Raw genomic sequence first — 18,886 nt, 5'->3', positions numbered from 1 at the left:
GCTGGAAGTTATGTCCGGGTTCCGGACGGGCGGCGTGGAAACGCCGCGTCGCGTATCCGCCATGTTTGTCGCAATGCTCCCGCTGCTGCGACAGCCGGCCGCGGATGCGGATCGCGGCTCCATGGCGAGAAACCTGTTCAACACATGCAAGAGGATCCTATGAGCGGAATCAAGGCTCGGCTGGACGCGATTTCGGCCATCATCAATTACAAGCCGTCCCATGCCCCGCTGAACTTCAGCGAGACCAAGCCCACCGATGTTTTCGGCAGCAACGTCTTCAGCGACAAGGTCATGCGCGAACGGCTGCCCAAGGACGTCTACAAGTCGCTGAAAAAGACCATCGAGCTCGGCCAGAAGCTCGATCCGTCCATCGCCGACGCCGTGGCCAACGCCATGAAGGACTGGGCCATCGAAAAGGGCGCCACCCACTTCACCCACGTGTTTTTTCCGCTCACCGGCCTGACCGCCGAAAAGCACGACGCCTTCCTGGTCCCCGACGGCAAGGGCGGGGCCGTGGCCGAATTTTCCGGCAAGATGCTGATCCAGGGCGAGCCCGACGCTTCCTCCTTCCCCTCCGGCGGCCTGCGCACCACGTTCGAAGCCCGCGGCTACACCGCCTGGGACGTGACCAACCCGGCCTATATCCTGGAAAACCCCAACGGCACGTTCCTGTGCATCCCCACGGCCTTCGTGTCCTGGACCGGCGAGGCCCTGGACAAGAAGACCCCGCTTTTGCGCTCCAACCAGGCGCTTAACAAGCAGGCCATGCGCATCCTGAAGCTTTTCGGCGTCACCACCAAGCTCCCCGTGGTGTCCTATGCCGGCCCCGAGCAGGAATACTTCCTTATCGACCGCAACTTCGTCTTCTCCCGCCCCGACCTGCTGATTGCCGGCCGCACCCTTTTCGGCGCCAAGTCGGCCAAGGGCCAGGAGTTCGAGGACCAGTACTTCGGCGTCATTCCCCGCCGCGTGCTGGCCTTCATGATGGAAGTCGAGCGTGAGCTTTACAAGCTCGGCGTTCCGGTCAAGACCCGCCACAACGAAGTGGCCCCCAGCCAGTTCGAAATCGCCCCGATCTTCGAGGCCGGCAACCTGGCCACCGACCACAACCAGATGGTCATGACCGTGCTGCGTACCGTGGCCAAGCGCTACGGCCTCATCTGCCTGCTGCACGAAAAGCCCTTCGCCGGCATCAACGGCTCGGGCAAGCACCTCAACTACTCCATCGGCAACGCCGACCTGGGCAGCCTGTTCGATCCGGGCGACACCCCGCACGAGAACGCCCAGTTCCTGGTTTTCTGCGCCGCCGCCATCCGCGCCGTGCACAAGTTCGGGGCGCTGTTGCGCGCCACCGTCGCCAGCGCCTCCAACGACCATCGCCTGGGCGCCAACGAGGCCCCGCCGGCCATCATGTCCGTGTACCTCGGCGAGCAGCTCACCGACGTCTTCGAGCAGATCAAGAAGGGCAAGGTCGAGAGCTCCAAGCAGAAGGGCCTCATGAACATCGGCGTCGACACCCTGCCGCCGCTGCCCATAGATCCGGGCGACCGCAACCGCACCAGCCCCTTCGCCTTCACCGGCAACCGCTTCGAGTTCCGCGCCGTGGGCTCCTCCCAGTCCATCGCCGGTCCCCAGGTGGCGCTCAACGCCATGATGGCCGAGTCCCTGGACTTCATCGCCACCAAGCTCGAGGCCGCCACCGCCGGCGACCCGAGCAAGCTCAACAGCGCCGTGCAGACCGTGATCCAGGAGCTCATGAAGGAGCACGATTCCGTGGTCTTCAACGGCGACGGCTACTCCGAGCAGTGGCACGCCGAAGCCGAGAAGCGCGGCCTGCCCAACCTCAAGACCACGCCCGACGCCCTGCCGGTGCTGACCACTCCCGAGGTGGTCAAGCTCTTCACCACCTACGGCATCTTCAGCGAGGCCGAGCTCGCCTCCCGCAAGGAGATCTACCTCGAGCAGTACGTCAAGACCATCCAGACCGAGGCCGCCCTGGTCGTGCGCATGGCCAAGACCATCATCTTCCCGGCCGCCGTGCGCTATCAGGGCGAGCTGGCCGCCACCTGCGCCAGCCTCAAGGCCATCGGGCACGACTTCAAGATGACCACCCTGGAGTGCGTCACCGCCAAGCTGCGCGACCTGCAGGAGAGGGTGGGTTCCTTCGAGAAGCTTCTGGAGCACAGCACCGACGACACCCTGGCCGAGGCCAAGTACATGTGCGACACGATTCTGCCGGCCATGCTGGACGTGCGCGCCGTGGCCGATGAGCTGGAAGCCGTGGTGGCCGACGACCTGTGGTCCCTGCCGAGCTACCAGGAAATGCTCTTCATCCGCTAGAAACGCGATACCGTACCGGGCTTGCCCGGAGAAAAAGGCCGCCCTTCGGGGCGGCCTTTTTTATGGCTGACGCGCGGCCGTTGCTTACGCCTGGCGCTGCATGTCCAGCACAAGCTGCTGGAGCACATGGGCCTGTCGGGCCAGTTCGCCCACGGCCTGGGTGGCCTGGTCCATGGCCTGGGCCGTGTCGGCGGCGATGGCCGTGACGTCCTGGATCGAGCGGTCGATCTCATCGCCTTCGGCCGCCTCCCGCTGGGAGGCTTCGGCGATGGAGGCGACCTGGCCGGACGTCAGCTCGATGAGGCCCACGATGGCGGCCAGGGCCTCGCGCGAGGTGTTGGCGAGTCCGGTCGAGGCCTCGATGGCGGCCACGGCCCTGTCCACGCCTTCGATGTTGGTGCGCGCGCCCTTCTGGATGTCGTGGATGGCCACGTCGACTTCCTTGGTGGCCACCATGGTTTTTTCGGCCAGTTTTCTGACCTCGTCGGCGACCACGGCGAAGCCGCGTCCCGCGTCGCCGGCCCGGGCCGCTTCGATGGCGGCATTGAGGGCCAGCAGGTTCGTCTGGTCCGCGATCTCGTTGATCACGCCGATCACCCGGCCGATACCTTCGGCTTGCCCTCCCAGGGCCGCCATGTCTTTTTTGAGGCCCAGGGCCAGTTTTTGGGCCTCGGCGATGCCGGTCACCACCGAGCCGACCACGGTCTCACCCTGCTGGGCCTGTCCCTTGGCGTCCTCGGCCGTGCGGGCGGCCTGGCCGGCGCTTTCGGCCACGCCGGTGATGGTGCGCGACATGTCGTCCATGGCCGTGGCCGTGCCGCTGAGCCGGTCCGATTGCTTGGCCATGCCCTGGCTGGTCAGGGCGATATGGGAGGAGAGCCTCTCCGAGGCCGTGGTGACCACAGAGACCACTTTTTCGATTTCCGAGGCGGCCTGGGCGATGCCCCGGCGGGTGGCTTCGGCGGATTCGTTGCGGGCCTGCTCGGCGGCGGCCATGGCCACCCGGGCCCGGTCGGTTTCGTGGCTGGCCTGTTCGCCTTTTTCCGTGGCTTCGGCCAGAAGCCGTTTGAGTTCGTCCACCATGCGCGTAAGGGCGTCGGCGAGCTGGCGCAGCTCGCCGGAGCAGGTGACCTGCAACTCCCGGTCGAGCTGCCCCCGGCTCACGTCGTCGGCGTAGCGCACGAGGTTGCCCAGGGGACGGGTGATCATGCGGGTCAGCCCGATGCCGAAGGCCAGGGACAGCAGGGCGCCGATGATCATGCCGAGCAGGATGTTGCGCTTGTCGGCGCGGGAGGTGGCGGTGGCCTGTTTGTACACCTCGCCCGAGGCGGCCACGGCGGCGTCGATGGCGGCGTCGAGGGCGTTCAGGCTGGCCTTGTGGGTGGCCCGCATGTCCGTGGTGGTGGCCAGCACGTCCATCATGGCCAGCACGTCGGCCTTGTCCTTTTCCCAGGCCTCGATCTTGGCGAAGAGCGTGTCGTTGGCTTCGCGGGTCTTTTGCAGGATGGCGATCAGGGCGTCGATGCGGGCTTTTTCCTCGGCGGATTTGGGCGAGGTCGCGATGGCCTCCATGGCGTCCTTGATCGTTTCCCGGGCCTTTTTCACGGTGGCCGTCTGTTCGGCCGCGAACGCGCCGTCGATGCCGGGCACGAGCAGGGTGCGCTGGGCCACGATGATCTCGCGCAGGGCCGTGCCGATGCGCAGCAGCGCCGGTATCGTCGGCAGGCGCTCTTTGACGATGTCTTCCATGGAGCCCGACGTCTGGCGCAGGCCCTGATAGCCGATGGCGCCCACGGCCAGGGCGATGGCCGAGACGAGAAGAAAGGCTCCGATGATCCGCGTTCCCATACGCGTTCCGTTCATGGCGACCTCGTTTCGTCTCCGCAACAGGTGGTTACGGTTTGTAGATGCCGCAACCGACCAGGATGTCGCCGACCTTTTCCATGTACATGGACTTGGGCTCGATGAGCTTGGTCATGGGGTTGATGAACTTGTAGTCCTGCCAGAAGCTGTCGTGGGTCTTGGCCAGCTCCACCCGCTCCTTGACGAAGAACTTGCCGTCCGGGTCCCGCAGCCCGATGAGATCCTTGCCGATCTGCTTCGAGTTCGCCCCATGGGCCAGGCATTTGCCTTGCAGATCGTAGACCACGACATACAGGTCGCGGTCGCGAAAGGGGCCCTTGGGATCGTCGATGGCGGCAAAGGCCTTTTCCCTGCCGTCGGCCTTTATGGCCGCGACGGCCTTTTTGACCATGGCCTCGGCCTCTTTCTTGGTCCCGCGGTTCTGGGCCCAAAGGGGAGCGGCGACAAGGCTTAAGCCGACAAGGCACAAAAGGATAAGCGACAACCGTTTCATAGGAGCCTCCTTGGATGCGGGACCGACCCGCCGGTTAAAGGGGACATGCTATTTTACGTAGGAGGGGGGTGGAATATTGGCAAGGTTTTTTTTGAAATACGGGGTTGCCGCATACTTTCGGGCGCGTTTTTCACGCAAGGGCCTGGGCGGAGCGCATTCCCGTTTTCGCCTTTCCGCCGCGCCTGTGGGGAAGATTTCCGCTTGCTTGGCTGTCCGCGTCCGCGAGGCGTGGCCCGTGACGGTCCGATCGCGGTGCGGCGTCGACGGCGCGACGCGCGACGCGTGTTGCCAACCGGTCGGAAATACGGCATTCGATAATGGAGCATTCCGCGCCCGGACCGGGCGACGGCAAACAGCCAATAAGGAGCAGATATGAGTGATTTGATTGTCGTGGGTTATGACGACATGTTCGAAGCCGAAACGGTGCGCCTCAAGCTGCTCAAGATGCAAAAGGAGTATCTGGTCGATCTGGAGGACGCGGTCGTGGCCGTGAAGAACCAGGAGGGCAAGATCAAGCTCGAGCAGATGTACCACCTGGCCGCTTCCGGGGCCATCGGCGGCGGCTTCTGGGGCGCGCTGATCGGGCTCATATTCATGATGCCGGTTCTTGGCGCGGTGGTCGGCGCGGCTTCGGGCGCGGCCGCCGGGGCGCTGTCCGACGTCGGCATCAACGACGACTTCATGAAAAAGCTGGCCGACACCCTGCAACCCGGCACTTCCATGCTGTTCGTGCTCATCCGCAAGATGACCGCGGACAAGGTGCTCGAAGAGCTCAAGGGCACGGGCGGCAAGGTGCTCCAGACCTCGCTTTCCCACGAGGACCAGGACAAGCTGCAAGCCGCGCTCAGCGCCGCCCAGGCCGGGGCGTAACCGGAGAAAAGGACGCTTCCAACGAAAAGGCCCCGTCGCGCAAGCAACGGGGCCTTTCAGCGTCGGCGCGCGCCCCGGCTAGTCTTGCTCGATGGGACCGTAGAAGGCGATGGAGATAATCTCGTAATTGATCTTGCCCCGGGGCGCTTCCACCACGATCTCGTCGCCTTCGTATTTGCCGAGCAGCGCCTGGCCGACCGGCGACAGGATGGAGATGGAGCCCTTGCTCGGTTCGGCTTCGTCCGGGCCAAGCAGCGTGTATTTCTTGACGTCGCCGGTGTCCACGTCCTCGATTTCCACTGTGGCCCCGAAAATGACTTGTTCGCCATCCAGGGTGGCCAGATCGATGACGTTGAAGCGCGGCATGCGCGATTCGATGAAGTTGATGCGGGCTTCGAGCATCCCCTGGCGTTCGCGGGCGGCGTCGTAGCCGGCGTTCTCGCGCAGATCGCCCTCCTCGCGGGCCTCCTTGATGGCCAGGATCACTTCCGGGCGTTCTTTCTTGAGACGCTCCAGTTCGCGTTCGAGTCGCTTGAAGCCTTGGACGGTAATAGGAATGCTGTCCATTTCGTACCTTGGATCGGTTGGATTGTCGGGAAAAAAATTAACGACAACGGCCCCGCCCGGACGGACGCGGCCGTGAAAAAAGGGCGTGGGGAAAACGCGACCCCACGCACGGCTTCCTGGTTAGACGATCCCGCGGCGTCGGTCAAGGCGGCAGATGGGGGGGCGGCGCGGCCGGTTGCCCGGCCCGCTTCCGCGGACTATGGTGCCCCGGCGGCGTGGTTGCGCCGCAAAGGAGCAAGCTTATGCGCGTCTATCTGGCCGGACCGCTTTTCAGCCTGGCCGAGCGTCGGTTCATGGCCCGCCTGCGCGATCAGGCCGCCGCGTTGCCCGGAGTCGTCGCCCTGTGGCCCGGCGATTTTTTCACGGACGACGATTTGCCCGCCATGGGGCCGGCGGCCAAGGAGCACATTTTCCGGGGCTGTCTGGCCGGGGTCGACGGCTGCGATCTGGTCGTGGCCGTGCTCGACGGGGCCCAGGTCGACGACGGCACCGCGTTCGAAGCGGGCTACGCCCATGCCCGGGGCATCCCGGTCTGGGGCCTGCGCACGGATTTCCGTGTGGCCGGGGATACAGTCCATTCCCTGGTCAACTGCATGATCGAATGCGCCTGCGCCCGGACGTTTCGAGACGAAGCGCCGCTTCTGGAGGCCATGGCCGCTGTTGCCGCCAAATGACCGCCTGACGCCGTTGGCGGGCGCGTTTTCGCCGACCGGGGGCTGACCAAATTTTCATTTGCCAACGCTGTTCCGTTTGGCATAAGGTCCGTGACACTCACTGCGCACGCAGCGTCATGTCGCACAACCAATGAACACAGGGATGGCGCCGGTCATGACCGAAACATGCCAGGATCCGCTTCGCTATCTGGTGGAGTGCCTGTGCTGCCGCGTGTACCTCGACGGCGGCGACAACGTGCGTCTGGCTTTTTCCAGACGGCATGGACTCAAGGATATGATGACCGCCCAGGGCATCGCGCGATCCTACGCCGGCCCGCTGCGCGACCGTCTGCACCAGCTGCGGGAGGCCGGGGAAGCGTCGGCGGAACCCGCCGCCGCGCCGGCCGAAGCGCGCCCATGGGCCGAGCATGTCGCCACGGGCGCTTTTTGCCCGCTCATCTGACACCACCTTCCTTTTTCGCGACCGTGCCCGGATAAGCCGTTTGCACGGACGGCGGGCCGGCGCATTATTTACTGTATGCACGGCGGATTTCACACGCCTTTCTCCGACGTTCGTTGCACACCGTTGCCTCGTTTCGGGCCACCTTGCTGGTCGGGTCGGTCGGGCGTGCGCCGCCGGTTTCTGGGAATGGGCCGTACGGGGCGTACAGGGGGAGGAACACCGGGTTTTTAAAATATCTGTAAAATTTCGATATATTGACCGCGCTATCTCCAAAAAAAAGGGAGGGTGGGGCGAACTCTTTTTTCTCGAAGCGGACTGCGAACCTTGTTGACAATGATATTGAATATCATTTACACCATCCTCGCACCACGCAAAGGGCCCGATCACATCCGGGCCGGGGCGTGAAAGCGGCGGGACCATGCCGATTCCGAAGCGCCTGTCGCTGGAAAGGAGGGGAGACAAATGACGATTTCGATGCGGAAACTGTGCGTCAATCAGAAAGGATGTATCCGGGCGGTGACCGCCGGCGGCGAGCTGGGACGGCGTATCCGGGACATGGGGCTTGTGCCCGGCACCCAGGTCATGGTCATCGGCCGCGCGCCGCTGACCGATCCGGTTGAACTGCGAATGAAAGGATTTTCCTTGTCGCTGCGCAACAGCGAGGCCGACTACATTACCGTGGAGGCGCTCTAGCATGGCGCAGCCCATCCGTGTCGCCGTTTCCGGCCAGCCCAACTGCGGCAAGAGCACCATGTTCAACGCCATCACCGGCGGCCAGGCCCGGGTCGGCAACTATCCCGGCATCACCGTGGACCGCCTGGAAGGCACCTACCGGGACGCCGACCAGGTCAGCCACCTGGTGGACCTGCCCGGCACCTATTCCCTGACCTCCTATTCCATGGAGGAGCTCGTCGCCCGAAACGTCATCGTGGACGAGCATCCCGACGTGGTCATCAACATGATGGACGCCACGGCCCTGGAGCGCAGCCTCTATCTGGCCGTGCAGCTCATGGAGATCGGCGCGCCGCTGGTGCTCGGGCTCAACATGATGGACGAGGTCAAGCGCAGCGGCGTGACCATCGACACCGACAAGCTGTCCAAGCTGCTTGGCGTGCCGGTGGTGCCGTGCGTGGCCCGCGTCGGGCAGGGGCGAAAGGAGCTCATGCGGGCCGTGGCCGAGGTCGCGGCCAAGAGCAAGGGGCAGTGGACGCCGATCCGCCTCAACTACGGCCCGGACCTCGATCCCATTCTCGACCGCATGTCCGCGCTCATCGCTGACGCGAAATTTCTGACCGCCCGCCACGATCCGCGCTGGGTGGCCGTCAAGTACCTGGAAAGCGACGAGCAGGTCATGACCGAGGGCAAGGCCGCCGGCCCCACCCATGACGCGCTTTTGGCCCTTTGCGCCGAGGCCGAGGAGACCACCCGCAAAAACAGCGCCACCACCCCCGACGCCATCATCGCCGACTGGCGCTACGGCTATATAAACGGCATCATCAAGCAGGGGGTCGTGCTTGGCGGCGACGAGCTGCGCCGCAACAACTCCGACGCCATCGACCGTATCGTCACGCACAAGATGCTCGGCCCGCTCATCATGCTGGCCGTGCTGTATCTGATGTTCCAGGTGACGTTCGCTCTTGGGGCCTATCCCCAGGGCTGGATCGAGTCCGGTTTCGACGCCCTAAGCGGCCTGGCCACGACGTATCTGCCCGACGGCTACCTGCAATCGCTTATCGTCAACGGCATCATCGGCGGCGTGGGCTCGGTCATCGGCTTCACGCCGCTTATCTGCATCATGTTCGCCATGCTGGTCTTCCTGGAGGACCTCGGCTACATGGCGCGCGTGGCCTACATGCTCGACCGGGTGTTGCGCATTTTCGGCCTGCACGGCATGTCGGTCATGCCGCTGATCATGTCCGGCGGCATCCCGGGCGGCTGCGCCGTGCCCGGCGTCATGTGCGCGCGGACCCTTCGCAGCCCGCGCGAGCGGCTGGCCACCATCCTGACCGCGCCTTTCATGGTCTGCGGGGCCAAGACCACGGCCTATCTCATGCTTGTGGCCGCCTTTTTCCCGGGCAATTCCACCCGGGCCATGTTCTTCATCGTGCTGGCCGCCTGGGCCTTCGTGCTGCTCGTCTCCCGGCTTTTGCGCTCGACCCTGATCAAGGGCGAGAGCACGCCTTTCGTCATGGAGATTCCGCCTTACCGCCTGCCCACGCTGCGGGGCGTGGTGCTCCATACCTGGGAACGCGTCTGGCAGTACGTGAAAAAGGCCGGAACGGTCATCCTGGCCGTGTCCATCGTTATGTGGGCGGTCATGACCTTCCCGGAACTGCCCGAGGATACGGTGGCCAAGTACGATACCCAGAAGGAGCAGATCGCCCAGACGGTCAAGGCCGAGCATCCGCAGGTAAGCGAGGAGGAACTGGGGGCGCTGACCGAGGATGCCCAGAAAGGCGTCGAGGACGATCAGAACGAGGCCGCGCTCAAATATTCCGTGGCCGGCCGCGTGAGCGAGGCGCTCACCCCTCTGACCAACCTGGCCGGGTTCCCCTGGCAGGCCAATATTGCGCTTATCGGAGCGTTCGCGGCCAAGGAGGTCTTCGTCTCCACCATGGCCACGGCCTATTCCATGGGCGAGGTCGATCCGGAAGAGGCCCAGCCGCTCAGCGAAAAGCTGGCCGCCGACCGGGCCTGGACCATGCCGGCGGTGCTTTCGGTCTTTGCCTTCATGCTGCTCTATACGCCCTGCATGGTCACGGTGGTGGTCATCGCCAGGGAATCCAATTGGAAGTGGGCGACCTTCTCCGTGGTCGGCGGGCTGTGCTTCGCCTACGTGGTCGCGGTCGCCATCTACCAGATCGGCACGGCGGTCATGGCCTGACCGCCTTCCATCTCCCCCTGGCGCGGTGGTGTGCACCCCGCATCGCCGCGCCGCCGTCCTTTTCCACGCGCCCGTCGGCTCCTCGCCCCGGGCGCGCGGTTTTTCGGATCAAGCCGGGGAAACTCGTTTGCGGGCTTGCCCCGGTTCCCTTTTCTGGGCTAACGCGGGAAGTATCACAACAGGAGGCGTGCGCACCGGGCTCAACCCTGCATCAGGAGGTCTTGGCCGTGTTTCAAATTCTCGAAGGTACATCCGGAGACGTTTTGGCGGTGGAGATCAGCGGCGGGTACACCAAGGACGATGTGGAACAGTTCAAAAAAGCCTTCGAGGATGCCCTCAAGGCCGGGTATGACCGCATCAACGTGTTGTGCAAGATCGACAAACTCAAGGTCTCGCAAAGCGAGTTTGCCGCTTTTGTGGCCGATGCCCGCTACGGCTTTGCCAACATGGCCAAGATCCGGCATATCGCCGTGGTGGCGGACAGCGGCGTCATGAAGCTTCTGGTCAAGCTGGACAATGCCGTGTTCGGCGACCCGGAAAAGGGGCTGGTCGAAAAGTATTTCGACGTGGCCGATCTCGATGACGCCTGGGCCTTCGTGCGCGGCTGACAGCCCAGGGCGGAGACGCGAAGAGCGGGGGGGGGGCGGCCAAGCGGCAAATCGGCGATGTCCCGAGGCGATCGAGCCGTGCCCAGGCGCGCCGGCGTTTTATTGTCCCGGTGCCTGGGGCCTCCCCCTTCCGGTGGCGACTCAGACGTCGATCACCACCACGGCGGCCACGTCGTTGGCATAGATTCCGTCGCGCTTGTATTCCCGGTAACCGCTCGACATGGCGCAGCCGACGATGCGCCGCACGCCGTCGACCGTGACGATGTCCGAGCGTTGTTCCCCGTTTTCCAGCTCGAGCCGGAAATCCCCGAGCGTCAGCGTCTCCCCCACCTTCCAGGCCTCGTCGGTGCTGCTGATGATGCGCCGGTCCCGGTCCACGAAAAAGGCGCTGCATCCGTCCGAAACGTTCCCGTCCTCGTCCCGTGGTAGGGCGTCTTCCAGCATGGCCCGAAACTGCGGCTGGCTGTCGAAAACGATGGCGATGCCGCCGACGGCCGTGCCGCTCTCGTCCGGGTGCAGCACCGCGGCGTTGTAGATGTAGGTGTGGCGCGTCATGCCGTCCTTGCCGGCGTATTCCCCGCAGGCGTCGAAGTCGGAGACGCAGTACTGCTGCGGATCGCGCAGGCGCAGGCAGTCCTTGACGTAGCAGCCGGGGAGTTCCCTGCCGACGAGTCCCGAAGCCTCCGGGTCGGAGACGGCCACGACCGTGCCGTGCGCGTCGTAGAGGATGAGGGTGGAGTACACGGTGTAAAGCGCGTTGATGTAGGCCAGGATGTCGTGCAGCCGGCGGCGGTCCTCCTCCGTCGGCCGGCCGGCGGCTGCCAGCGTGCGGCGGAAGGTGGAGTTGAGCGCCCACCAGCGGCAGTCGTTGGCCCGCTCGTAGAGATTGCGGTCCATGATGTCGATGGCCAGCGAGGCGAGGAAGCGGGCGTCGTCCAGGCGCGAGGACCGGACCGTTTCCTGGAGACTGAGGATGGACTCGGCAAAGACGCCGCGAATCTTCTCGCCTACCTGGTGGATGGCCCCGAGCACGGGCGGCAGGGCGTTGGCCTCCTGGCGGATTACGGGGTCGGCGTTGACGATCTGCTTGGCGGCCATGACCTCGCCGTTTAGGACCACCAGCCCAAGGTCGCTTAAAATGTCGTCGGCGTCGTCGTCGATTTCCTTGAGCGCGCCGGAAAGGAATCCCGCGTCCTGTCCGTTGTCCGGGCCGGCCCGTTCCCCCGGTCCACTGTCGTCGTTGTCGCCAAAGGCCGTGTCCACCGGAAAAAGGATATGACCGAACCAGGGCAGGCCGACGAACCCCTGGTAGCCGTTGGTCCGGGCCGTCTTGGCCAGGTATTGCCGCCCCCGGATGTTGGCCAGGGCGAATTGACGGTCCAGGGCCATGGGGAGTGTCGCGCCGGGGGGGATGCGGCCGGGATCGCTCGTGGAGATGACCTTGCCGCGATCGTCCAGGATGCACAGGACCGCCTTGAGGTCGCGCAGGAGGTTTGTGGCGATGCCTGCCATCTCTCCGGTGAAATCGAAGGAGAGGCACAAGACGCCGAGCGCCTCTCCGGTGTCCGGGCGCAGGATGCGGTGGGAGTAGAGGAGCGCGGCGCCCTTGCCCGGCCGGATGTCGCTTGGGCGGAAGGTTTCCAGGTAGCCGTCCCGGGAAAGGGCTTCGGCCAGAAGCGGATCGGCGCTGCGGCGCACGTCGGCCGTCTTGTCCAGATGGGCTCTAATCCGGCCTTCGGTGTCGAGGATGACAATTTCGTCGTAGACCGTGTATTTGTCCCGGTAGGCCCTAAGCCGCGCTTCCATGCGCCGCACGCCGTCCGCGTCGGGTTCGGGCAGGCGGAGGAACTCGACGATGTCGTCGTCCGTGGCCAGAAACCCCACGTCGGCCGTGCGCTCGAACAGGTTGCGCTTCAGGATGTCGATGGCGACCTGGGACATGCCGGCCATGGCCAGGGCCGTTTTCTTGCTGTTTTCCTCGGCCAGGGCGGCGATGAGCTTGTCCTGGAGGATGAGGAACTTGCTTTGGGTGCCCTCCATGAAGTCGATCAGGGTGGCGGCGACCCGGTTGGAATTGATCTTGCCGGTGAGCGTCGTTCGAATCCACTGCTTATTGAGGGCGTTAAGCTCATCTTTATATGCCAGGACGCCGGGCATGAGCTGTAGGAGGGTATGGGTGTCGCGCGGGGTCTCGGTGGTGGTCATGGTGCCTCTCCGGGGGGCGTCGTAGAATGTGCATGTCGCCGGATCATATTTGATAAAAATTTACAAAAAACGTTATTTATATCAAGTCATCATGCCTGGGACGGAAGAGAATCATGGTGGAACTGTTTATGAATACACGAAGATATTTTTTTTAACATCCTCGAGACAAAGAGGTGAGTCCCACTTTTCGTCATATGCGACAGCCATGTCGGAGTTATGCAGGACCTGGCCGCAAGCGAGGGGAATGCGCCGGAATATTTTGTCTTGAACAGAAGTTATGGAGAAGAGCGGCATGACGGGCAGGACTTGAAATGCCGGGCAGGAAAAGATGCTTGAAGAGAAGTTATGATGGTTATATTCGCCATGGTCCATGGCGGGGCGGTCGTCGCGCCAAGAAGACGGCCTTGTCGCAACGGCATGTGGCGCGTCGGGCAATGTATTGCCGCGCGGGAGGTTGGATTGCCTCCGTTTCTCCCGACTGTTGCTTGATGCGCGATGCGGAACGGACCGGAAGAAAAGGGGAAGCCCCCCCGCTTGCGCGTTGCGTTGAAAAAGCGGGGCGTCCCACCCGGCCGGCGCGCCTGTTGGGCGTCGGGGCTTCTTGGGGACAACCGGGCAGCGCTGTTTTGCCTTCGGCGTATTTTGACAGATTTGTCATGCCGGGCGGGGCGACGATGACGGGGCCACGGCACAAAAAAAGGGGGCCGGCGGCCCCCTTTCTGTTGTAATGGCGGTATCCCGCCTACACCTCGAACAGCGACTCCAGGTCGGTCCTGGTCAGGGACTTGAATGCGTCCTGGCCCGGAATGATGGCCTCGGCCACGTCCTTTTTCTGTTCCTGCAGCTTGAGGATCTTTTCCTCCACCGTGTTCTGGCAGATCATCTTGTAGGAGAACACCTGCCGCTGCTGGCCAATGCGGTGGGTGCGGTCCGTGGCCTGGTTTTCCACGGCCGGGTTCCACCAGGGATCGTAGTGGATGACGTAGTCGGCGCTGGTGAGGTTGAGCCCCGTGCCGCCGGCCTTAAGCGAAATGAGGAACACCTTGATGTTCTCGTCTTCGTTGAACCGGTCGACCTGATCGAAGCGGTCCTTGCTCGAACCGTCGAGGTAGGCAAAAGGAATCTGGCTGATGGTCACCCACGAGCGGATGATGTGGAGCATCTGCACGAACTGCGAGAAGACGAGCACCTTGTGGCCTTCCTCGATGCAGTCCGTGATCAGGTCCTTGAAGGCGTCGAACTTGCCCGAGGGCAGGTTGGTGTTCACACCGGGCAGGTCGAGCTTGAGCAGTCTCGGGTGGCAGCAGATCTGGCGCAGCTTGAGCAGGGCGTCGAGAATGGACATCTGCGACTTGGCCATGCCCTTTTCGTCCACCGTGGCCAGCACCTGTTCCTTGAGCTTTTTCGCCAGGGCCGCGTAGAGGTCGAGCTGCTCGTCGAGCAGGTTGCAGTAGTAGACGTTTTCCACCTTGGGCGGCCGGTCCTTGGCCACCTCGGACTTGGTGCGCCGCAGGATGAACGGCCGCACCCGGCCGCGCAGGTAGTCGAGGGTCTCCTCGTCGCCGTCCTTGATCGGCTTGACGATGCCGCGCTGGAAGGCGTTCTGGCCGCCGAGAAAACCCGGCATAAGGAACTCAAAGAGCGACCACAACTCGAAGAGGTTGTTCTCGATGGGCGTGCCGGACAGGCAAAGGCGCGTCTTGCCGGACAGGCGCCGCACGGAACGGGCCGTGATCGTGTTGGGGTTCTTGATGTTCTGGGCCTCGTCCAGGATGATGGTGGCGAACTCGTGCTTGAGCAGTTCGTCGAGGTCCCGGCGCAGCAGGGCGTAAGTGGTGATGACCAGATCGGACTCGCCGATCTTCTTGAACATGTTTTCGCGCCGTGCGCCGTAGATGATGAGCTGGCGCAGGTCCGGCACGAATTTCCCGGCCTCGCGCTCCCAGTTGGGCAGGACCGAGGTCGGCACCACGATGAGGTTCGGGCCCTTGATCCCGCGCTCCACGTTGTGCTGGATGAACGACAAGGTCTGGATCGTCTTGCCGAGGCCCATCTCGTCGGCCAGGATGCCGCCGAAACCGTATTCCCGCAGGAAGTTGAGGTAGGACAGGCCCTGAAGCTGGTAGGGGCGCAGGTCGGCGGTGAGGCCCCGCGGCGGATGCACCTGCACGATCTCGCGGAAGCTGTGGATCTTCTGGCGCAGGTTGTTCCAGAACGAGTCCGTGCGGGCCTCGGGCAGGTCCTCGAGGATCTTGTCCAGCACCGGGGCTTCGAACTGTTTGAATTTCGTCTGGGGCGGCTTGTCCGTGTCGTAGCCGAGCGCCCGCAGCTTGTGGGCCAGCTTCTCCAGCCAGGATTCGGGCAGGCTGGTGTATGAGCCGTCCTTGAGCTGCACGTAGCGCTTGCCCTGGGTCCAGGCCTTCCAGATCTTTTCGATCGGTACGCGCTGGTCGTCGTAGGCCACCTGCAAGTCGAGGTTGAACCACTTCTCCTCTTCCTTGGACTCCACCTCGGCCACGATGACCGGGGTGGACAGGCGCACCTTGTAGCGGGCCAGGTTCTTTTCGCCGTAAACCCGGTACTTCTCCACCAGCTTGGGATAGGCGTCGAGGAGGAAGACGATGGCCTCCTCGGTCTCCAGGAACCAGTTGGCGTTGTTTCTGGCCTGGAAGCGCATGTCCATGAGCATGTTGATGAGCGTCTGCTCGTGGTTGCAGTCCCGGGCGATGAGATAGGAGCGGCCCTCGTAAAGGTAGGAGGCGGTCATGAGGTCGGGGTTGGGGCCCGGCACCGTGATCTCGCCGTGCTCGGTCTGGTAGATGTTCTGGATCTGCAAGGTGAGCAGGCTGCCTTCCTCGTCCAGGAATATCTTGGGATCGTAGGTGGCCGGCACGAAGAAGGGCTGCATTTTGACCAGGAATTCTTCCTGGCCGTACAGGTCGGCCATGGGCAGATGCGTCCAGACCCGGTCCAGGAATTCCGACACGTCGGCCGTGGGAATAAACGGCGGCTGCTGCACCATGTCCGAGACGAGCTGCGGCGGCAGCCCCGTCTGCACCGGATAGAAGGCGTTTTTCCAGCAGACCCAGATCGGCATTTGGCCGTAGAAATAGACTTCCTGGCCGAGGATCGAGAAGGGCGACTTGCCGGGGCTGCCGAGCAGGATGTCGAAGGATAGGCCGTCGTCGGCGAGTTTCGGGGCGAGTTGCAGGCGCATGGTCTTGGACTCGATGCGCACGGGCTGCTCGGTGTCGCGCCAGTAGAGGTAGTATTCCTTGCCGATGGCCCAGAAAAACCAGGCGAGCAGTCCCGGCGGCAGCTCCACCCGGTGCCCGGCGTAATCCAGGTGGTGGTAGAGCATTTCGGCCACCACCGGCAGCTTGGGCGACAGCTCGGACCAGTCCGGATTCTTGATGATCTGTTCCAGGGTGATCTCGGAGTGGACCTGCGAGATGCCGGACTTGTTTTGCCGGGCCCGGAAAAAGGCCACCTGGAGCCGGCCTGGCTCGGGGTGGAAGCGGAAGATGAGATAGTGGCGGCCGGGTTCCGGTTCGGGCTCCGAGGAGAAATAGGTGCGGAAGGTCTGTCGCCATTCGCTGCGCGGCACGGCCGGACTTTCGGCGTCGCCTCCCTCGGCGGCGTCCAGGTTTCGGATGCACTGCAGGGCCGTGGCCCCGACGTGGCGGCACACGCCGGAGAACGAATCCGGACAGTTGCAGAAGAAATTGATGGTGCCTTCCTTGAGGTTGACCGAGACTTCCGAGGCATAAACCTGGAAATCGTCGCCCTGCACCTGTCCTTCCACGTCCCAGTAGTGGTCGTGCTTGTTGATGGAAAGCTTTTGGATGCCGTCCGCGGCCACAATGGCGTGGGAGCCGTCCAGGATGTATTCCGGTATCGTTTCCCGGACGAACTCCGAGAGCAGTGATTTTATTTTCGTTTCTTCGGTTCCAGGGGCCATGGGCCTACGACTCCTTAAGGGGCATGGCTTGTCCCGTTGGGCACAGCTTTGGAAAAACGCGGTCGAAAACGGGCGGAACCCGGGACAAGGCGCGCCCAATAACAGATTCCGGACCGTTTGGGAACGTAATAATCGCGAACCTGCCCCTTGCCCGGGCGATGACGGGGCGCTGCGGCGGCCGAACGGGAAAAAGGGCTTTTATTTTGCGCTGGCCCCGTATAAGGCATAACACACGAGGCCTTGCGCATCCGGTTCAATATGGCGAATTTGGCGGATGATGCAAGCGAAAAGGAGAACTATGCGGGTGGCGCGCGTCGTTTTTTTGGTTTTTCTTCTTGTTACGGCGTTTTGTTGCGGCTGTCAGGGGCCTTCGGACCAGCCTGCGGGCGCAAAAAAAACGGCCAAACCGGCAACGGCCGCCGCGCCGGCCGTCTCCCCGGAAAAACCGGTCGACGGCGGCCGCATCGTCATAGCCAGCATCGGCGAGCCGTCGAACCTCATTCCCCCCCTGTCGACCGATTCCGCCTCCAGCGAGGTGGCCAACCTGCTCTACGTCGCCCCGCTGCGCTACGACAAGGACATCAAGCTCGAATGCTGGGCCGCCGAGCGCTACGAAGTGGACGAGGACGGCAAGCTCCTCAAATTCTGGCTCAAGCCCGGCATCCGCTGGACAGACGGGGTGGAGCTCACGGCCGCGGACGTGGAATTCACCTACAAGCTCATGATCGACCCCAAGACGCCCACGGCCTATGCCGGGGACTACAAGGCGATCAAGAGCTTCACCGTCACGGGCAAGTATTCCTTCGAGGTGCGTTACGCCGAGCCCTTTGCGCGGTCGCTTGTCACCTGGGCCTTGGCCATCCTGCCCGAGCATGTTCTTAAGGGCCAGGATCTCATGAACACCAAGTACGCCCGGGAGCCCGTGGGCGCGGGGCCGTACAAGCTGGTTTCCTGGGAACCCGGCCGGCGGCTGGTGCTCGACGCCAACCCGGACTATTTCGAGGGCCGGCCCCATATCGACCAGGTCGTCTACCGCATCATCCCGGACACCGCGACCATGTTCCTGGAACTCAAGGCCGGCGGCGTGGACATGATGGGGCTCACCCCCCAGCAGTACCTCTACCAGACCAAGGGACCTCGCTGGGAGGCGGACTGGCGCAAGTTCAAATACCTCTCCTTCGCCTACACGTATCTCGCCTACAACCTCAAAAGCCCGTTTTTCAGCGATGTCCGGGTGCGACAGGCCTTCGCCCACGCCGTGAACAAGGAAGACGTGGTCAAGGGCGCCGTGCTTGGCCTCGGCATGCCCACCGTCGGCCCCTACAAGCCCGGCACCTGGGTCTACGACACGTCCATTACGGATTATGCCTACGATCCGGCCCTGGCCAAGAAAATGCTGGCCGAGGCGGGCTGGAAGGACCGAAACGGCGACGGCGTGCTCGAGGACGCCTCGGGCCGGCCGTTTCGCTTCACCATTCTCACCAACCAGGGCAACGATCAACGGATCAAAAGCGCCACCATCATCCAAAGCGAGCTGGCGGCCATCGGCGTCAAGGTGTCCATCCGCACCGTGGAGTGGGCCTCCTTCATCAAGGAATTCGTGAACAAGGGCAATTTCGACGCTCTCATTCTCGGCTGGACCATCACCCAGGACCCGGACGCCTACGACGTGTGGCACAGCAGCCGCGCCGTGCCCGGGGGGCTCAATTTCGTGGGGTTCAAAAACGCCAAGGCCGACGCGCTGCTGGAGGAGGGCCGGCACACCGTGGATATGGCCAAGCGCAAGAAGATCTACGACGCCTTCCAGGAGATTTTGCACCGCGAACAGCCCTATCTTTTTCTCTACGCGCCCTATGCCCTGCCGATTTTGTCCTCGCGTTTTCAAAACGTGGCCGTGGCGCCGGCCGGCATCACCTACAACTTCACCAAGTGGTGGGTGCCGCGGGACAAACAGACCTTCCGCCTGGAAAAATAACGCT

13 protein-coding genes are annotated in these 18,886 nt (G+C 63.4%); 8 read left to right on the top strand and 5 right to left on the bottom strand.

Annotated elements, in window-relative coordinates; genetic code table 11:
- The first annotated feature begins 159 nt into the window (after positions 1 to 159).
- Positions 160 to 2,340, top strand: coding sequence for a glutamine synthetase III family protein (locus tag DESFRDRAFT_RS17020; protein WP_005995998.1), 2,181 nt, complete (start codon positions 160 to 162; stop codon positions 2,338 to 2,340).
- 84 nt (positions 2,341 to 2,424) lie between these two features.
- On the opposite strand, the gene DESFRDRAFT_RS17015 is transcribed toward DESFRDRAFT_RS17020, so the two are convergent.
- Together DESFRDRAFT_RS17015 and DESFRDRAFT_RS17010 are read right to left on the bottom strand one after the other, a co-directional pair.
- Positions 2,425 to 4,203 carry a methyl-accepting chemotaxis protein gene (locus DESFRDRAFT_RS17015; protein WP_005995997.1) on the bottom strand — a complete coding sequence of 593 codons (1,779 nt, stop codon included), beginning with the start codon at positions 4,201 to 4,203 and terminating at the stop codon, positions 2,425 to 2,427.
- A gap of 31 nt (positions 4,204 to 4,234) precedes the next feature.
- A complete protein-coding gene (locus DESFRDRAFT_RS17010) occupies positions 4,235 to 4,696 on the bottom strand; it encodes a cache domain-containing protein (protein ID WP_005995996.1) in 462 nt (153 codons plus the stop codon).
- A 372-nt stretch (positions 4,697 to 5,068) separates the two neighbouring features.
- On the opposite strand from DESFRDRAFT_RS17010, the gene DESFRDRAFT_RS17005 reads away from it, so the two are divergent.
- Positions 5,069 to 5,566, top strand: a complete 498-nt coding sequence (locus DESFRDRAFT_RS17005; protein ID WP_005995995.1) for a DUF1269 domain-containing protein — start codon at positions 5,069 to 5,071, stop codon at positions 5,564 to 5,566.
- Positions 5,567 to 5,644: 78 nt separating this feature from the next.
- Here DESFRDRAFT_RS17005 and greA read toward each other — a convergent pair whose 3' ends face one another.
- Entirely contained in the window at positions 5,645 to 6,133 is a 489-nt protein-coding gene (gene greA / locus DESFRDRAFT_RS17000) for a transcription elongation factor GreA (protein WP_005995994.1), read from the bottom strand.
- 242 nt (positions 6,134 to 6,375) lie between these two features.
- Here greA and DESFRDRAFT_RS16995 point away from each other — a divergent pair, with 242 nt between their 5' ends.
- The 5 genes from DESFRDRAFT_RS16995 (at position 6,376) to DESFRDRAFT_RS22585 (ending at position 10,741) form a co-directional block, all read left to right on the top strand.
- Positions 6,376 to 6,807, top strand: a complete 432-nt coding sequence (locus DESFRDRAFT_RS16995) for a nucleoside 2-deoxyribosyltransferase (RefSeq protein ID WP_005995993.1) — start codon at positions 6,376 to 6,378, stop codon at positions 6,805 to 6,807.
- A gap of 154 nt (positions 6,808 to 6,961) precedes the next feature.
- On the top strand, positions 6,962 to 7,249 hold the full coding sequence (locus tag DESFRDRAFT_RS16990) for a hypothetical protein (protein ID WP_005995992.1): 288 nt from the start codon (positions 6,962 to 6,964) through the stop codon (positions 7,247 to 7,249).
- A 462-nt stretch (positions 7,250 to 7,711) separates the two neighbouring features.
- Positions 7,712 to 7,942: a FeoA family protein gene (locus DESFRDRAFT_RS16985; protein ID WP_005995991.1), complete on the top strand. Its 231-nt coding sequence runs from the start codon at positions 7,712 to 7,714 to the stop codon at positions 7,940 to 7,942.
- A gap of 1 nt (position 7,943) precedes the next feature.
- On the top strand, positions 7,944 to 10,133 hold the full coding sequence (gene feoB / locus DESFRDRAFT_RS16980) for a ferrous iron transport protein B (RefSeq protein WP_005995990.1): 2,190 nt from the start codon (positions 7,944 to 7,946) through the stop codon (positions 10,131 to 10,133).
- Positions 10,134 to 10,360: 227 nt separating this feature from the next.
- Positions 10,361 to 10,741, top strand: coding sequence for a SpoIIAA family protein (locus tag DESFRDRAFT_RS22585; protein WP_005995988.1), 381 nt, complete (start codon positions 10,361 to 10,363; stop codon positions 10,739 to 10,741).
- Between the two features lie 141 nt (positions 10,742 to 10,882).
- Here DESFRDRAFT_RS22585 and DESFRDRAFT_RS16970 read toward each other — a convergent pair whose 3' ends face one another.
- Both DESFRDRAFT_RS16970 and DESFRDRAFT_RS16965 read right to left on the bottom strand, forming a co-directional pair.
- Positions 10,883 to 12,946, bottom strand: a complete 2,064-nt coding sequence (locus DESFRDRAFT_RS16970) for a cache domain-containing protein (RefSeq protein WP_005995986.1) — start codon at positions 12,944 to 12,946, stop codon at positions 10,883 to 10,885.
- A 742-nt stretch (positions 12,947 to 13,688) separates the two neighbouring features.
- Entirely contained in the window at positions 13,689 to 16,907 is a 3,219-nt protein-coding gene (locus tag DESFRDRAFT_RS16965) for a DEAD/DEAH box helicase (RefSeq protein ID WP_005995985.1), read from the bottom strand.
- A 298-nt stretch (positions 16,908 to 17,205) separates the two neighbouring features.
- On the opposite strand from DESFRDRAFT_RS16965, the gene DESFRDRAFT_RS16960 reads away from it, so the two are divergent.
- Positions 17,206 to 18,882: a peptide-binding protein gene (locus DESFRDRAFT_RS16960; RefSeq protein ID WP_005995983.1), complete on the top strand. Its 1,677-nt coding sequence runs from the start codon at positions 17,206 to 17,208 to the stop codon at positions 18,880 to 18,882.
- Positions 18,883 to 18,886: the final 4 nt, after the last annotated feature.

Source organism: Solidesulfovibrio fructosivorans JJ] (assembly GCF_000179555.1).
Lineage (GTDB): Bacteria > Desulfobacterota > Desulfovibrionia > Desulfovibrionales > Desulfovibrionaceae > Solidesulfovibrio > Solidesulfovibrio fructosivorans.
The sequence above is the reverse complement of the archived record's forward strand: the minus strand, read 5'-3'. Positions and strand labels throughout refer to the sequence as shown.

Bases quoted from the DNA above. Each gene is read 5' to 3' on its own strand.
- DESFRDRAFT_RS17020 (WP_005995998.1), top strand. From the start codon at position 160: ATGAGCGGAATCAAGGCTCGGCTGGACGCGATTTCGGCCATCATCAAT.
- DESFRDRAFT_RS16965 (WP_005995985.1), bottom strand. From the start codon at position 16,907: ATGGCCCCTGGAACCGAAGAAACGAAAATAAAATCACTGCTCTCGGAG.
- DESFRDRAFT_RS16985 (WP_005995991.1), top strand. From the start codon at position 7,712: ATGACGATTTCGATGCGGAAACTGTGCGTCAATCAGAAAGGATGTATC.
- feoB (WP_005995990.1), top strand. From the start codon at position 7,944: ATGGCGCAGCCCATCCGTGTCGCCGTTTCCGGCCAGCCCAACTGCGGC.
- DESFRDRAFT_RS17010 (WP_005995996.1), bottom strand. From the start codon at position 4,696: ATGAAACGGTTGTCGCTTATCCTTTTGTGCCTTGTCGGCTTAAGCCTT.
- DESFRDRAFT_RS16995 (WP_005995993.1), top strand. From the start codon at position 6,376: ATGCGCGTCTATCTGGCCGGACCGCTTTTCAGCCTGGCCGAGCGTCGG.
- DESFRDRAFT_RS16970 (WP_005995986.1), bottom strand. From the start codon at position 12,946: ATGACCACCACCGAGACCCCGCGCGACACCCATACCCTCCTACAGCTC.
- DESFRDRAFT_RS16990 (WP_005995992.1), top strand. From the start codon at position 6,962: ATGACCGAAACATGCCAGGATCCGCTTCGCTATCTGGTGGAGTGCCTG.
- greA (WP_005995994.1), bottom strand. From the start codon at position 6,133: ATGGACAGCATTCCTATTACCGTCCAAGGCTTCAAGCGACTCGAACGC.
- DESFRDRAFT_RS17015 (WP_005995997.1), bottom strand. From the start codon at position 4,203: ATGAACGGAACGCGTATGGGAACGCGGATCATCGGAGCCTTTCTTCTC.
- DESFRDRAFT_RS17005 (WP_005995995.1), top strand. From the start codon at position 5,069: ATGAGTGATTTGATTGTCGTGGGTTATGACGACATGTTCGAAGCCGAA.
- DESFRDRAFT_RS16960 (WP_005995983.1), top strand. From the start codon at position 17,206: ATGCGGGTGGCGCGCGTCGTTTTTTTGGTTTTTCTTCTTGTTACGGCG.